The sequence below is a fragment of the Variovorax sp. KBS0712 genome, from assembly GCF_006323185.2.
Lineage (GTDB): Bacteria > Pseudomonadota > Gammaproteobacteria > Burkholderiales > Burkholderiaceae_C > Variovorax > Variovorax boronicumulans.
The window spans coordinates 123,180-138,167 of record NZ_VCCD02000001.1; the positions used below are offsets into that span (position 1 = coordinate 123,180).

Below are 14,988 nucleotides of genomic sequence, written 5' to 3' on the forward strand. Positions count from 1 at the left end.
TCAGGCCTCGCTGCCCACGGCGGTCTGGCGGCTGGCGAACTGCTGCAGGTCTTCGACGATCTGCTTTTGCGACATGATGCTCAGGTCGATCACCTCGCGCGCCTGCGCCACGTAGTAGGCCAGCTGCTCGTCGCTGCGCGCCAGCGACTTGCCCAGCGCGCCTTCGATGCGCTGCAGGTGCGCCACCAGCTTGTCGTTCGATTCGCCGAAGCGCTGCACGGCAAAGCCGAAGGCTTCGCCCAGGCTCGCCACCTCGACCGCGCCGCCGGTGATCTGCGCGGCGATGCCGGCCATCTTCTCGGTCTCGCTCTCGACCTTCTCGGTGAAGCGGCTGCCCACGCGTTCCATCATGTCGGCCGAGGCCGTGACGAGCGCGTCGATGGCGCTGCGCTGTTCGGTCGAGGCATGGTTCACCGCGCCCAGCAAGGTCTCGAGCGTGCCAAGGATGCGGCTGCGCTCTTCGAGCATGTCGTTGTCGCGCGCCATGCCGTCGGACAGCTTCTGGCGCAGCTCGGCGATCACGTCGGCCGCGGCCTTCGGTGCTTCGGCGGCCACCTGCAGCAGCTGCGCGACTTCGGCCACGGTCTGCTTCGCATTGGCCTCGGCCTGCGCCGACATGTCGCGCACGGTCTGCGCCAGCGTCTCGCTCATCTGCTGCTGCTGGCTCAGGCTGTGCGCGCCGGCCTGCTGCCATTCCTTCTGCAGCGAGGCGGCCATGGTCTCGAGCGAGCCGCTCCAGGCCGCAAGGCGCTGCGCGTCGCGCGTGGCGAGTTCGGTCTGCAGGTTGGCGTGCGCCTCACGCACGGTGTCGAGCAGCGAGGCCGCGGCGCGGGGTGCGTCCGATGCGGCCTGCAGCAGCTGCGCGACTTCGGCGACGGTCTGCTTCGCATGCGCCTCGGCCTGCGCCGACACGTCGCGCGCGGCCTGCGCCAGCGTATCGCTCAGCTGCTGTTGCTGGCTCAGCGTGTGCGCGCCGGCCTGCTGCCATTCCTTCTGCAGCGATGCGGCCATGGCTTCGAGCGACTGGCTCCAGGCCGACAGGCGCTGCGCATCGCGCGCCGCCAGTTCGGTCTGCAGGCTGGTGTGCGCCTCGCCCACGGTGCGCAGCAGCGACACCGAATGCTGTTCGAAGGTAGCGGCCGCGGCGGCGAGCGCCTGGTGCGAATCGCCCGACAGTTTTTCGCTGACGCGCTGGTGCTGCGCGAGCGCGCTGCCCCAGGTGTCGGACACGCTGCCCACGGTGCTTTCGAGACGGGCCGACACGCCATCGACCAGCGCGGCCGAGCGCTGCTCGAAGGTTTCGGCAAAGCGCTCGAGGGTGTCGCGCAGGTCGCTCGACAGCGCCCCGCTCGCGCGCTCGTGTTCGGCCAACGCGGCCTTCCAGGTGTCGGCCACGCCGGCGGTCGACGCCTCGAAGCGGCCCGTGAGGCCTTCGAGCTGCCGTTCGACGGCCTGCGCCATGCCGCCCTGCAGCGAGGCCGCTTCGCGCGCGATGCCGAGCATGGCCGCCTCGACCACGGGCTGGATCGTCGCGCCGGCGATGCGGGCGGTGTCGGTGAGGCTGTCCTTGAGCGAGCGATCGACCGAGGCGGCCAGGCCGCTGTAGGCGGCTTCGGCCTTCTGGTGGAAGCTGTCCTGGCTGGCCACGAGGCGGTCGTTCTGCGACTGGCCCTGGCGTTCCAGCGCGGCCATCATGGTCTGCAGCTGGCCGACCAGCTCGGGCATCACCTTCGCCACCGGCTGGATGGTTTCGCCGGCGATGCGGGCGCTGTCGGCCAGGCTGTCCTTCAGCGAGCGATCGACCGAGGCGGCGAGCCCCGTGTACGCGGCTTCGGCCTTCTGGTGGAAGCTGTCCTGGCTGGCCACGAGGCGGTCGTTCTGCGTCTGGGTCTGGCGCTCCATCGCGGCCATCATGGTCTGCAGCTGGCCGACCAGCTCGGGCATCACCTTCGCCACGGGCTGGATGGTTTCTCCGGCGATGCGCGCGCTGTCGGCCAGGCTGTCTTTGAGCGAGCGGTCGACCGAGGCGGCGAGCCCCGTGTAGGCGGCTTCGGTCTTCTGATGGAACTGGTCCTGGCTGGCCACGAGGCGTTCGTTGATCGACTGGCTCTGGCGGTCCATCGCGGCCACCATGGCCTGCAGCTGGTCGACCAGCGCGGGCATCGCGTGGGCCTGCTGCTGCATCAGCTTGAACGACTCTTCGCGGCGGTGCGCCAGCGAATGGCCGCGCAGCGACGTGGCGATGAGCGTGTCGAGCGACTGCCCGGCCAGCAGGCGTTCGCGCCGGCACAGCGCCGAGGCCAGGCCCAACATGGCCGATGCGGCCACGCCCGCCACCGAGGTGCCGAAGGCCAGGCCCAGGCCGCGCACGGGCGCCGACAGCGAGTTGCGGATGGCCTGCACGTCGGTCGCGCTTTCGAGCGCCAGACCTGTGCCGTTGAGCGTGACCACCATGCCCAGGAAGGTGCCCAGCATGCCCAGCAGCACCAGCAGGCCCGCGAGGTACGGCGTGAGCGCCGGGCCCGGCAGGCCGACACGCTCGCCTTCGATGCGCAGGCGCACCGCGTTGCGCAGCGAAGGATGCAGGCCCGCGAGCCAGTCGCCGAGGCTCGCCGGCGGCGCCGACAGGTCGTTCACCGCATGCGACAGCGTGCCGGTGGCCTGGTGGAAGCGGTGCAGCTCCAGCGCGCCCATCAGGTAGAACGCGCCGATCAGCGCCGTGATCACCAGGGCCAGCGGGTTGTGGCCGACATAGCTGGCGCCGACCCAGCACACGACGGCCAGGCCCACGAGGAAGACGGCGTAATGGAAAAATCTGTTCATGGAAGCTTGTTGTCTCTTGTAGGGCGGCACGCTAGCGGTCGCGAAGGGCCTCGAGCAGGCCTTCGACCGGTTGCATGCGAATGTCCAGCTCGGCCCGCAACACGCTTTGCATGTCGCGGCCGAACACGTCCAGCCAGCCGGCGGCGGCGGTCGCTGGCGGCTGGGGGTTGTCGGGGGTGGCGTCCTGCGCGGCCTGATGGGCCTCGCGCAGGCGCTTGAAGTGTTTCTCCAGCAGCGTGGGCACGCTCGCCAGCAGGCTGCGTTCGCGCGCGCCCACCACCTGTTCCAGGATGGCGTCCACCGCAGCCAGCCGGGCCAGCTCGGGCGAGCGGGTGGCCAGCCGGGCCCGCAGGCGCGCGCGCAGCGGTTCGATGGCTGTTTCCATGGCCTGCTGCCGCGCGAAGTAGCGGCGGCGGTACGGCGGAAAGTCGTCGTTCGCGCCCGGCAGCACCGAGGCCACGCCGCCATCGGCATTGCCCTTGGCCAGCGCGGCCTTCAGGCGCGCGCACTCCTGCGCCTCCTCGGCACCCTCGGACGCCCGGGCGCCGGACACGGCGACGCCCAGATCGGAATCCAAAGCTGCAGACAAGGAGATGGCGTCGGTCCAACTGAACCACTGACTCAAACGATCCGCGAGGGCTTGCCTGGATTCGGGAACGTCGATGTCACTCAATTGAGCGAGCAAGCGAGTGAGCGCCGAGCCGGTGAAGCCTGTGCGCCGTGACACTTGCACCATACCGCGAGAGAGGGAGAAAACCGGGCAGTTTACACCGGTCAACTGGCGGCTTTCCCTCTGTGAACTGGTGCACAGGAAGCGCGGGAGAAGTGAAACGGGGTGTGACAGAAGTCGAGGAAATCCGGGCCTTCCCGCCCCGTTCCTTCGGCCCCTTTTGGGCGGTCTATGAGCGATTGGAGCTGGCCGCTGTCGGGCTCGACGGGGGCCTTGCGATCGAAGGTGATGTCGACCCATCCGCCGGATGACGCGAGGCATACCCCGTCATCTGCTCGAGTTGCTTTTGTCGCTCGGCAATCGCCAGTTCTCGCGCGCGAGGGCCATACCGTCCGACCGAAAAAGCCTTGCTGACCGATTTCTCCGGGCTGACTCTGGTCATCGCGATCCACATCGGATTCTTCCCGCCCGGCTCCTCCCGAAAATACACCCCCGCCACACCACTCTTGTTGTCGCGCCGCACGCGCTGGGCGATCTCGCGCTTCAACACCGGCAAGTGTTCGCGCACGAATTGATCTCGATGCGCCTGGGCATGCGCCAAGGCACCCTCGCGACCGCCGTGGGTGTTGAAGTAGAACGCCTTGACCATGCGCACCTTGTTACGGCGAATATCGACGCTCCAATAGTCGTCGTAGCCGTAGATTCCGTACATGGGATTGGGGTTGGGGGTGCCTCTTGGCATGGATGCTCCGAAAGATCGCGCCGCTTTGCGAACTCAATTGATCTGCGTGTTGCGCATCTCCATGTGCTCGAAGTAGCTGCCAGTGAAGTCCACATGCTCCCCACGCAGGCCATCGGCCTCAACCGTGGTGCCCGTGCATCCAAGCACGGCGACATCGGACCAGTGACCTCCATCGAAATTCAAGCCGTTCCACTGGCAGTTGTTGAACTGACAAGCGCTGAGCCGACTTTGCTGGAACTGTGACTGCGAGAAGGTGCAGTTGGAGAACGTGCACCCAGAGATGGAAATGCCCTCGAAGTCGCACGTGGTGAAGGTGCAGCCCGAGAACTGGCATCCGGTCCAGCCGGCCTGCTTGAACGTGCACGCAGCAAAGCTGGTGCCGGTGAAGACAGTGCTGGCGAACTGGGCGAGGTTCAGGTCCAGTCCGGCATAGGCATAGCTGTCGGCCATGCCGGCAAGACCTGCGGGGGCACCTCCGGCGCCTTTGCGCCAGAGGTTGTGGTTTTGGATGATCACTTGGGAGGGCATGGTCTTGGGCTCATTGATGGCAACACATCAAGACATTTGGAATTTCAATAAAAATCAGAATTGGCAAACAAGATGTTATTTCCAGCAGGATCTTTCAAATAAATCCACTCTCCGTATGGCTGAGAAACGTTTCTTATAACAAGATCACTGAAGCTCTTGAATATCAAGTCCTGCCAACCGAAAAACTCTTCATCCCAAGAAGAAATCAGACCGAATGCCACCACGGGAAGGTCCGCGCCATCGACCTCCTTGTAGGCGCGCAACAAAGAGTTGTTGTCACGAAAATTCAGGACCAGAGACGGTGCGGAGCTGTGAGTCATTCTTGCGATTCTGAGTCCAGATCCATCAACATCATCAGTCGCAAGGGAAAATCCGAAATTCCTATAGAACTCAATGCTGCCCGGAATGTCGCTTGCATGAAGATGGATCAATACTCTAGCCATTTAAATCTCTCAACACCCCTTCGACACAGGACGACGAAATTCCCATCAGCAACACAGCCCCAAGATTATTCACACCGAATGTCGCGCAAAATCGGAGGCCTTCCTAGCGATTGTTGAAAAATTCAAATCACAACTTCGCCAAGATTAGATTTGAAATTTCATCGATTTTCTTGCTAGAAAACGAATCAACCGGATCGATCTCCGCACCATATGCAAGATCAATCCTAATATTAATACGCCTCCCCAAAAATCGGCAACGCAGCACATCTGCCTCTGCAATAGAAACCATCTCCTCAAGAAGAAGGCCCTCGGCTTTTAATCGATCAATCGATCCTTCAACTTCCTCAATCGCAAGTGCATGGAATTCCTTCATCATAGGCGCCCTAGCTTGCAAGTTAATTCGCCATCAACGCGAAATTTCAGCCGACATCCTGATGGATGCCCCAACTCGATATGTCGAAATTCAGATCATCCTCGAAGCTCTCCGAGATTATTTCTATTAAATTTCCAGAAGGATCCATGATTCTCGCAAAATAGAACCCAGGAGTGCATGCAAGCATGTCAAACTCAACCCCTTTTTCTTTCAAATTTCGGCAAAGACTGGGAAAACTCTTCTCGACGAAAAATTCATAGAGCGACTCTTTATTTCTTCCACCCCTCCTTTGGCAAAATTTGAATACTTAAAGCAAATTGCCAAATTTGAATGATTCGGCACTCGCAGGATATTCAATTCCAAATCTCGTTCATAACCCAGAATACCTTCATAGAAATCACTCATCCTATCGAGCATTCCTTTTTCCCGGAGCATCGGAATATGAATAGTGAATGGTTTCGTCATCTTCCGTATCGTCCTTTTGCTTTGGGGCGAGAGCTTTCTTTCGAGCTATCTCTAGCAGCCACGGCCGCACACTGATTGTCTCTGCATGTCATGCCGCCGCCCCTACTCCGCACCTCTCCATCGAAGCGCCCAAAAGCTTGAGTCACGGAATTTCGATACTTCCTAACATCCTGAATTCGTTGCGCAAGAAATTGAGGCACATAGACGCAGCAGAGGCTTCCACCGCAGCTTGCATCCCCTCAGAACCACGTGTTCCCGCCCCTCGGATCGATAACAGATTCACCCCATTTAATTCAAACCAAGGAGGCCAATAGGGACGAAAAATCTTCCGTCAATTTTTCGACATTTCCATAAAATTCATTGCCTGCATTTTCCGCCTCGATTTCGTGTCTCCAAAGATATATTCCGGAGAACCCACTATGCCCTCCGACAAACATCAAAATCAAATCCCCGCCAACCGTTCCTCCAATAGGAATCGAATTTGACGGTATTCGATTTTCATACCCGACAAGCTTCGATCGAATGGTTTGAGAGATATTTTTCGGACCATCAACAGCAAAAAATTCGCTCAGTGAAATCTTTTTTCCATTCAAAACAAATCCATTTCTATCTGGCACCCCGCCGTTAACCGTAGACAAAAATTCTCGATAATCTTCTGGCAAACGGCCAAAATCGGCTTCAAGTTCATTTATTTCAGCCTCGCTCGCCGGCCCTATTTTCGATGCGGCAAGAAGCTCTTTTTTAAGAGATTTTTTATACGGAATTCCAAGTTTTTCGAACTTTGAAAGTTCAGCCTCACTGAGGCCCAGCGATTTAAAATTGACCATGAATTATCTCCTGGTACCACAAACAGCGGCACCTCCGGTGTGCCGAACCGCGTCATGAATATCGGCGGGAATAAGCTGGAGGCGCCCATCATACTGCGTATGATGCCAGCGGTAGCCTGGCGGCGCTTTTGATCCAAATCCGTTATTTGCACCAAATGCTGCATCATTTGCAGCCCTGAAGTCTGCATCGTCGTTATTGAAACTTCCAACATTCACTTTTTTCACCGCATATCTGGAAAAATCGGGAAACCCCAACATATTAAACGGGACGCCATGCGGATACTTGCCACGAACACTGGCCGGCAGATCGGAGCCGGTCATGGTTTTGCCCGCGAAACAGTAATTAAGCGGCCTTCTGCCGTTCACTGGACGGACGTGTGCTCCTGCGTGTGTCGGTGCTCCTGTTTGCGGTCGGCGCGGCTTTAATCCAAGCGGGTCAAGCCATTCAACTGGGTTTTTCGTATATGCGTAAAAATTCGAATCCCCGAAAAATCCAATCGGATCACTCGATACAAACCTCCCACTGTGCGGATCGTAGTAGCGATACCGGTTGTAGTGCAGCTCCGTTTCCTCGTCGAAATACTGCCCTTGGAACCGAATCGGATTCGTGATCCCCGCGACCCCTGCCGCCTTGCTGATCGCCTGCTTCGCCTCGCCCCAGGCCTTGTAGTTCGCGCTCCAGCAGACCTGGCCTTCCGAGTCGGTCAATTCCTGTGGCGTGCCGAGGTGGTCGCACTGGTAGAAAGCGATTTCTTCGGGCCTGAACGGTTCGGCGCTGGCTTGCTGCAGTCCCTGCCCGTTCCATAGCGGGTCCTGCTCGATGTCGTAGGCCCCGCCGTTGGCCTGCATCAGCGCCTTCACGTCGGTGGTGGGGCTCAGATGAAGGGGCGCCTGTCTTCGCACCTGCGCCAGCGGCACGAAGCTGTCCTTCTCGTGGACGTAGTGCACGGTGTGCGCCTGCTCTCGGGCCCTGGGGTCCAGCGGCGTTGCGCTTTCGTAGGCGAGGTTGTCGCCGTCCCAACCGAAGAGGGTCTCTCTCGATCCGCTTGTCTTGGCAATGCGCCGGCCCATCGGGTCGTAGCGGAAGGTCGTGGTGCCCTCCTCGCTCTTTGCGCTGACCATGCGGTTGAAGCCGTCCCAGCTGAAGAGGGTCTTCTGCCCGTTCTTCGTCCGCTGGATGAGGTTGCCGTGCGCATCGTATTTGTAGCTCGTGCCTGCGTACTCTTTGAGCAGGTTGTCCAGCAACTTGCCGGGGGCCACGCCCTGTTCGCGCGCGAGTGCTGCCGTGCCGGGCTCCTTCAGTACCGGGTCGGCGATGTTGCCAGCAGGGTCGAAGGCGAACACTTCCTTGCCCAGTTGGCTCTGGGCCTCGAGCAATCTCCCGACCGGGTCGTAGCGGTAGTCCAGCCGCCCGCGCCGGCTGTCGCCGATGCCGGTGAGCTGGCCGGCTTTGTCGTAGCGGTAGCTGCGACGGATGCCGACGGTGGTGGTGCCTGTCGTGCCGAGAGCCGGCTTCGTGTGCGTGATCTGCTGCTCGAGCAACCGCCCGGCGGGGTCGTAGGTTTGCGTCTGGGCCAGGCCGTTGTGCTGCTGGCGGCCGACTTCACGGTGGAGGTCGTCGCGCTCCAGGCTCAGGATGTCCTGGCCGTTGAGCAGCAGGCCGTGCACGTGGCCACTGCCGTAGGTGAGCCACTCCTGGGTGTGGCCGTCGGGGCGGGTGCTGCCGACTCTCTGGTTGAGTTCGTTGTAGCGGTGCTGCCAGATGGCGGTGTGCCCCCTGGCGAGATCGGCGTGGTGCTCACGGGTGAGGTTGCCGGCGGGGTCGTAGAACCACTGGAGCTTGGCGTCCTGGTTCCGGGCTTCGACAAGGCGGCCGTTGCCGTCGTAGGCGAAGGTTTCGGCTTGGGCTGCGGCCTCGCGTTCGACAAGTCGACCCAATGGGTCGAAGGCGAGTCGGGTGACCTGCCCTGCTTCTGCCACTTCGGTGAGCACGCCGCTGGTTGCTTCGTAGCGGTACTGGGTCACCTTGCCGTCGAAGCCGGTTTCTTCGAGCAGGCGACCGACGGGGTCGTACTTGAAGCTGTAGTGGCTGCGGTTCTCGTTGTCGAGCTGAGTGAGGCGCCCCAGTTTGTCCCATTGGTAGCTCAGCGTGTGGCCTGCAGCGTCAGTGCGCCCAGCGATGAGCCCCGCGTCGGCGTAGTGGTAACGGGTGCTTCGCGCGAGGGCGTCGGTGTGCGTCAGCAGGCGGCCCTCGGCGTCGTGAGCCAGGCGCTCGCTGGTCTGATCGGGGTGGATCACTTCTTCGAGCTGGCCGGGGTGATTGGCACCCGCCTGGGCTGCCGTCAGCGTTTGCTCGTCGAGCGTGGTGTAGCGGTACTTGGTGACCTGGCCGGCGGCGTCGGTGCTTTGGGCGAGGCGGCCTTGAGGGTCGTAGGTCCAGGTGGTCGTCTTGCCCGAGCAGTCGGTGTAGCTGGCGAGTTCGCCGGTCGGGGTGTAGGCGAGCTTCTTGACACCGCCCTTGGCGTCAGTGATCTGCACCGGCCGCCCGGCCTTGTCGTAGGCGTATTGGGTCTTGTGGCCGAGCGGGTCGGTTTCCTCGATGAGGTGACCCTGCGGGTTGTAGTCGCGCCGCCAGGCGCCGCCTTCGGCATCGCGCACGCCGGTCAGGCGGCTCAGCTTGTCGTACTCGAAGTGGACCTGGCTGCCATCGGCCTGCGTGTGGGTTTGCAGGTTGCCAGCGTCGTCGTAGACATAGTCGTCGGTCGTGCCGTCAGCGTGCACATGGCGGGTGATGTTCTTGGCGTCGTCGCGGAAGAACCATTCCTCGTTCTCGTCCGGGTGGATGACGCGGTAGGTGTAGCCAAGGATGTCGTAGTAGATCCACGTTTCCTGGCCCAGCGCATCGGTCACATAGGTCAGGCGGATGTTCTCATCCCACTCCAGGCGGGTGTCGAAGCTGCCGTCGTCCGCCCACTCGCGAATCGCCTTGGCCTGCGCCCCGGTGCCGTCGTAGGCCAGGTTCATGCCGCGGCCGGTGCGGTCGGTGTAGCGGGTGATGAGGTGGTGGCTGTACTGGTAGGCCCAGGCGGCGCCGTTCTCGTCCTGCGCCGCGACCAGGTCGCCCGCTTCGTCGTGCGTGTAGGCGGCGAGTTGACGAACGACCTGTCCGTCTTTCAGTTCCCACACGGATTCGATGCGCCCGGAGATCGCATGAGGCCGGATGCCGACGTGTGCGAGCGTGACGTCGCCCTGCTTGCTGACGACATCGCTCAGCACCTGCTCGCCGGAAGGCAATGCATGGTCGTAGCGCAGGCCGATCGCGGCGCCGTCCTTGGCATGTTGAGCCACCAGGCGGAAGTGCTGCGTGCCTTGGGTGGCGGCCTTGCTGCTGACCGTGTCGACGAGTTCGTAGCTCTCGCGCCAGTCGGCCGGTTCACCGGCGGGCAACGGCTTGCCGAAATCGAGCACCAGCAGCGTGTCGCTCACACGCGTGGCACTGAATTCCTCGATGGCGTTGCGATGGCTTTGGCCCACGGCCAGCCAGGGGATGTCGTGGCTGCGACCGTCGGCGGCACGATAGACCAGTGCACGTCGGCCCCTGGACTCGACGACGTCGACGCGCGTCGTGTACGGGATCAACCAGCGCGCGCCGAAGCTGCCTTGGTCATAGGCCTCAAGGTCACTGCTGTAGGTGCGGTTCCATTCGATGGGCAGCGTGGCCGGCAGCACGAAATCCGTGTGGGTGAAGCTCTCGCTTCCTGTGGCGAAGCTGATGGACTTGCGGGTCTTGGCCTTGGCTGCGCCCTGCTTGCAGCAGTTGCCACTTCCCGTGGCGCCGGCCTGGGTGTTCACGGCGCCGAGTTCGTGACCCGGCCTGGCGGCCTGCGCCTGGGCGCCCTTGGTGGGCGGCACGACAGCGGCACGCTTGGCCTTGAATTTCTTGACGGCGGCAAACAGGCGCTTGAGCAGCCACATGATCGAGCGCTCGGTCTCGGCGCTGGCCAGCGCCATCAACTTGGCTCGCAGCGCTCCCTTGAAGTCGGTCAGGCTGCCGATGACGATGTTGACCACCGCCTTCGCCTTGTCGGGCAGGCGTGCGGCCGCCACCTTGACGGCGTAGTTGGCCGCCTGTTTGGCATAGCGGTCCGCTGCGGCGAGCATGCGGTTCCACATGCTCTCCTTCTTGGGGTTGTAGGTGTTCCTCTCCGGCTTGGGGCCCGCGATCTTGAACAGGTCTTCGCCGCCGGTGCAGCGGCGCAACACGCTGATGAGGTCATCGACAACGCCATCGGCCTTGTCCGCGCAATTGTTCAGGATGCCCGAGAGCTTGCTCATCGCACCGTCGACAAACTTCTCGATCTCGCCGGCGATCTTGTCGTTGAGGTGCATCACCAGCACGGAGATCAACGCGTCGCCAATGTTCGAGGCGCTGTGCTTGAGCTGCTGTTTGACGAGATGCAGTGCCGGGCGCAGGCTCATGCGGGCAGCCGCCATGCTCGGCGGTGCAGGAATGATGCCGATCAGGTTGATGCCCAGGTTGACCCACGCAAGGAAGTCAACAGCCTCTTTCTTGATGAATCGTCCGCTGATCAGGACGATGTCCATGATCACGTCGATCAGCGCCATGATGTTGCCGATGACAGGCAGGCTGCCCGCCACGGTGCTCAAGCGTTCCAGCGTGACGTAGTCGTTGCTGATGTCGCGCAACCACTTGTCGAAACGCGCCGCGCCGGCACCGATGTCCTGCGGCGCGATGGCGTTGAGCGGCGCGACCGCGGTCTGCTTCTCGCGCGGCTTGGTTTCCTGCGGTCCCTGCGTTGCCATTTTTTGTGCTTCCTCGATCTGATTTGTTCTCTTCAGGCCCGCGCAACCGGCGGGCCTGTGTCGCCGTCAACCTGCGAAACCGGGCGTTCTGCCAGTCATGGCTGTCGCAGGGTTCGCGCCGCCCAAGGACGGCAGGCTGGGCAATGCGCCAGGCAGCTTGGGAACGAGCGACGCCGCCGCACCGCTCACGCTGCTCTGCGCCGCGGCAGCCGCGCCCGCCAGCCCGCCATTCATGCCACCGGCCACCACGCTGCCGGCCACGCCTGCTGCGGGCGCACCCATCGGGCCGAGCGCACCGCCGACGGCCTTTCCAATGGCTTGGGTCGCTGCGCCAGAGGCCATCTGCCCCGCTTGCCCCAGCAACGCCTGCGCGCCGCCTTGCTGCACGGCCTGGACGGCCGCAACGGCTTGCTGCGCCGTTCCGGCCACCTGGCCGATCTGTCCCAACGCGCCCTTGGCTCCGCCCAGAACGCCCTTGGCCGACAGCAGGTTCGCTGCAGGCAAGGCCCCTGCATCGCCTGCAGGGCTCGTCGTCGATTTCTCGTCCAGCGGCTTGGGCGGCCATTCGTGCGGTGGCCCGAAGTAACTGCCCTCGTCCCAGGGATCGCGCGGATCCGGACCGAAGGTGATCTTGGCGCCGCCGATCGGCAAGCCCGACACCGTCGCGAAACCTTTGGCATCGAGGTTGCCGCTGTGGGTACCGCCTTCCGAATCCACCACCGTGTACTCGCCCTGCTTCACGGCCTGTCGCGGCGTGCCATCGCTCTTGATGTAGTGGTTGTGCAGATCCAGCTGCCCTTTCGGCAGCTGGGCCGGCTCCGGCAGTTTGGGCGACCCTTTGCTGTTCGGCCCGACCAGGCTATGCACGGCCGCATGCTCGCGCCAGATGCCATTGGTGCCGCTCTCGATGCCGCTCGCGTTCCAGCGTGTGTAGCTGGTGCCGCCATTGACCAGAACCTCTTCCTTGGCGGTGATGGTGATGCGATTGGCCTCCATCTTGATGTCGAGCTTGGCGATGACATTGATGCAACTCTTGAGGGCCGTGATGTCGATGTCCGCCGCTGCCGCCACCAGGCGAATGCCTTTCTCGAAGGCGGCGATGCGCACCGCGTCCTTGGCACTGACCAGCAAGCTCTTGCCCGCCGCAATGCTGGTGTGCGCCCCGCTGGTGACCGCATGGTGCTCGGTGCTCACCAGATGAATCGAGCCCCCCGTGGTGGCCTCGATTCCCACAGGGCTGGCCAGCACCACATGCGGCTCGTTGAGTTCGGGGAACTCGCCCTCGGCCTTGTTGCCGCCACCAGAACCCTTGATCGCATCGTTCTGCGCCTTCAGGCTTTGGGTCACTTCGTCCTGGTCGCCGGCCTCGTGCGCCTTGGCCTGTCGCGCCGCTTCGCTCAAGCCCTCGTGCAGCTCCCGTCCCTGGGACAGGCGCTGCACCGTCTCGCCCATGTCGGTGATGTGGGCCTGCGCGTTGGCGCGCGCCTCGGTGCTGATCAGGAGTCCGTCCTGGGCCCGGATCGCACCGTGACCGTCCGTGCGCAGCTCGAAGCCCTGGCCCCGGGCATCCTTGCGTCCGGCGTTGTCTTCGATGCGCGTGATGTGCCCCAGGCTCAGGGAGCTGCTGTCGTGGTCGCTCTTGAGCTGCGCCTGGATCTTTCCTTCGGTGTCGTCCAGCAGCAGGTGGTTGCTCTTGCCGCCGGCCTCGTTGCCGCTGGCGCCTGCGAGCTCACGGCTTCTGAGTCCGGTCAGGGCCTTTTGCTCGGGCAGCTTCCACGGCGGCATGCGCTGCGCGTTGTAGACCACCCCCATGACGATCGGGTGGTCGGGGTTGCCGTCCAGGCATTGCACGATGACTTCCGAGCCGACGCGGGGCGTGGAGACGGCGCCCGTCTCTCCACCCGCCCAGGGGCTCATCACACGCACCCAGGCGGAGCTGCGTTCGTCGCTCTGGCCTTCGCGGTCCCAATGAAATTGCACCCGGATGCGGCCGTACTCGTCGGTGTGGATGCTGCCCTCGGCGGACGGTCCCACCACGGTCGCCGTCTGTGGTGCCATCACGCGCTGCTCCACGCTGTGAAAGCCTCGACCGGGGCGCCACGGGACGAAGCGTCGGCTGCAGCTGAAGCGGTTGCTGTACTGGGCAAGCTCGCCTGCGCCTTGCAGGTAGTTGTTGCTCGCGCTGTGCTCGATCTCCAGGATCAGGAATTCGCTCTCGGGGCCTGTGCCCTGCGTGCGCCCGAAGTGATCGGTGAGGCGAAAGTAGCGCCCGGGCAGTACTTGCCGGTTGTTGCCGCGCGCATCGAAGTGCTTCGCAACTGCTTCGATCTCTTCGACGCGCCGCTTGGCAAGCGCATCGCCTTCGCGGCTGGTCTTGAAGTGCCGGTGGCCGCCGTATTCGTGCACTTCCAGCTGAGGGACGTCGCCTTGCTGGTTGCCGCTGGGGGTATCGGCGTGCTGGGCTCGCGGGTTCTTGAAGTCGAAGGCGCTGACGGCCGTGTGCCCGGACACGAGGGTGCGTGCAGCACTCCACTGGTGGATGGCATCTTCTTCCTGGGCGCCGCCTTCGCGCTGGAAGCGGATGTCGGGCGTCGGCCCGTCCACGGCTTCGGCCAGTGTGGTGTCGTCGGCGAGAACGAGGGTGTGGCCTTGGGCTGTATGTTCGTACCAGTAGCTGTAGCCGGCGGCTTCCCAGCGCCGGTGCAGGTAGTTGTGGTCGCTCTCGCCTTGGGCACCTCCGCCTTGAGCGGCCATGGTGATGGGGAGGTCTTCGCTGCGGACTTGCCACTTCCATTGAGGCAAGGTGTCGTAGTCGTTGAAGATGGCCTGAGTCTGCTCTTGCAGTTTCTGGCGGTGGAACAGGCGGTTGTTCGAGCGCAAGCGCAGATATCTCAACCACGGACCAAGCCGGGCTTCGTAGAAGGCAAGGTTGCCGTCGGTCTTGACGAGACGGAAGGCGAAGACGATGCCGGTGAAGTGGCGCAGGCTGCCGTCCGCACGCACGAGATCGATGCACAGCATCTTGCCTTGCAGGTCCTTGAGCGCCAGGTCGGCATTGCTCGAGAGCAGCTCGGCCGTGTATTCGAAGTCGCGCGACACGCCTTCGCGGGCGTCTAGCCGGTTGATGACCAGCCGCGCACCCGCAGGTTCGCCGCCCTGGGGAAACGACAGGCGCAGCAACCGGTCGTGCTGGCGGTCGAGAAGTGCCCCTCCGCTCTGGATACCTTCGGCCATTTGGCTCTACTCCCTGAAGATGCAACCATCGTCGCGATGGTCAGCTGAAAATTGATCGG

10 protein-coding genes are annotated in these 14,988 nt (G+C 62.8%); all 10 read right to left on the minus strand.

The annotated features are described in order from the left end of the window. Positions 1-2,823, minus strand: coding sequence for a DUF802 domain-containing protein (locus FFI97_RS00545; RefSeq protein ID WP_144004327.1), 2,823 nt, complete (start codon positions 2,821-2,823; stop codon positions 1-3). A gap of 31 nt (positions 2,824-2,854) precedes the next feature. Further along, positions 2,855-3,559 (minus strand): DUF3348 domain-containing protein, encoded by a 705-nt coding sequence (locus FFI97_RS00550; protein WP_139702577.1) that lies wholly within the window; start codon positions 3,557-3,559, stop codon positions 2,855-2,857. Between the two features lie 163 nt (positions 3,560-3,722). Continuing rightward, on the minus strand, positions 3,723-4,205 hold the full coding sequence (locus FFI97_RS00555) for a hypothetical protein (protein WP_139702472.1): 483 nt from the start codon (positions 4,203-4,205) through the stop codon (positions 3,723-3,725). A 63-nt stretch (positions 4,206-4,268) separates the two neighbouring features. Beyond that, positions 4,269-4,763, minus strand: a complete 495-nt coding sequence (locus FFI97_RS00560; RefSeq protein WP_139702473.1) for a pentapeptide repeat-containing protein — start codon at positions 4,761-4,763, stop codon at positions 4,269-4,271. A 44-nt stretch (positions 4,764-4,807) separates the two neighbouring features. Beyond that, a complete protein-coding gene (locus tag FFI97_RS00565; RefSeq protein ID WP_139702474.1) occupies positions 4,808-5,206 on the minus strand; it encodes a VOC family protein in 399 nt (132 codons plus the stop codon). Positions 5,207-5,333: 127 nt separating this feature from the next. Beyond that, complete coding sequence (locus FFI97_RS00570; RefSeq protein WP_139702475.1) at positions 5,334-5,579, minus strand: hypothetical protein; 246 nt, start codon at positions 5,577-5,579, stop codon at positions 5,334-5,336. 210 nt (positions 5,580-5,789) lie between these two features. Continuing rightward, complete coding sequence (locus FFI97_RS00575; RefSeq protein ID WP_139702476.1) at positions 5,790-6,044, minus strand: hypothetical protein; 255 nt, start codon at positions 6,042-6,044, stop codon at positions 5,790-5,792. Between the two features lie 293 nt (positions 6,045-6,337). After that, entirely contained in the window at positions 6,338-6,871 is a 534-nt protein-coding gene (locus FFI97_RS00580; protein WP_139702477.1) for an SMI1/KNR4 family protein, read from the minus strand. A 3-nt stretch (positions 6,872-6,874) separates the two neighbouring features. Then, positions 6,875-11,695 (minus strand): RHS repeat-associated core domain-containing protein, encoded by a 4,821-nt coding sequence (locus FFI97_RS00585; RefSeq protein ID WP_139702478.1) that lies wholly within the window; start codon positions 11,693-11,695, stop codon positions 6,875-6,877. A 66-nt stretch (positions 11,696-11,761) separates the two neighbouring features. Beyond that, positions 11,762-14,929, minus strand: coding sequence for a type VI secretion system Vgr family protein (locus FFI97_RS00590; protein ID WP_139702479.1), 3,168 nt, complete (start codon positions 14,927-14,929; stop codon positions 11,762-11,764). Positions 14,930-14,988 lie beyond the last annotated feature (59 nt).

Excerpts from the sequence above, each read along its gene's own strand:
- FFI97_RS00545 (WP_144004327.1), bottom strand. The coding sequence starts at position 2,823 with ATGAACAGATTTTTCCATTACGCCGTCTTCCTCGTGGGCCTGGCCGTC.
- FFI97_RS00550 (WP_139702577.1), bottom strand. The coding sequence starts at position 3,559 with ATGGTGCAAGTGTCACGGCGCACAGGCTTCACCGGCTCGGCGCTCACT.
- FFI97_RS00555 (WP_139702472.1), bottom strand. The coding sequence starts at position 4,205 with ATGTACGGAATCTACGGCTACGACGACTATTGGAGCGTCGATATTCGC.
- FFI97_RS00560 (WP_139702473.1), bottom strand. The coding sequence starts at position 4,763 with ATGCCCTCCCAAGTGATCATCCAAAACCACAACCTCTGGCGCAAAGGC.
- FFI97_RS00565 (WP_139702474.1), bottom strand. The coding sequence starts at position 5,206 with ATGGCTAGAGTATTGATCCATCTTCATGCAAGCGACATTCCGGGCAGC.
- FFI97_RS00570 (WP_139702475.1), bottom strand. The coding sequence starts at position 5,579 with ATGAAGGAATTCCATGCACTTGCGATTGAGGAAGTTGAAGGATCGATT.
- FFI97_RS00575 (WP_139702476.1), bottom strand. The coding sequence starts at position 6,044 with ATGACGAAACCATTCACTATTCATATTCCGATGCTCCGGGAAAAAGGA.
- FFI97_RS00580 (WP_139702477.1), bottom strand. The coding sequence starts at position 6,871 with ATGGTCAATTTTAAATCGCTGGGCCTCAGTGAGGCTGAACTTTCAAAG.
- FFI97_RS00585 (WP_139702478.1), bottom strand. The coding sequence starts at position 11,695 with ATGGCAACGCAGGGACCGCAGGAAACCAAGCCGCGCGAGAAGCAGACC.
- FFI97_RS00590 (WP_139702479.1), bottom strand. The coding sequence starts at position 14,929 with ATGGCCGAAGGTATCCAGAGCGGAGGGGCACTTCTCGACCGCCAGCAC.